Consider the following 216-nt stretch of genomic DNA (forward strand, 5'->3'; position numbering starts at 1 on the left):
GTGATTTCTTCTTCAGCCGAAACCATGTCGCCAGTCAGTACAGCACCGGGGCGATAGCTGGCCGAGCCACTGGAGGTATAGGAGCCAGTGGTCTTGTACAGGTCAATCTGCCCGGACTCGTAATCAATGGTGACCCGGTCAAATGGATTGCTCCCGCTGGTATGCCCGAACTCCCCGTTGCCCTGATCGGTATAGGTGCCACCAGCCACGCTCACG

At 57.9% G+C, this 216-nt stretch carries 1 protein-coding gene; it reads right to left on the reverse strand.

Going from position 1 to position 216, the window contains the following annotated elements:
- Window positions 1-216, reverse strand: a 216-nt coding sequence (locus tag E1189_RS21940; protein ID WP_196220776.1) for a hypothetical protein, incomplete at both ends; no start/stop codon positions are given.

It is taken from the genome of Parendozoicomonas verongulae (assembly GCF_009711465.1).
Taxonomy (GTDB): domain Bacteria; phylum Pseudomonadota; class Gammaproteobacteria; order Pseudomonadales; family Endozoicomonadaceae; genus Sansalvadorimonas; species Sansalvadorimonas verongulae.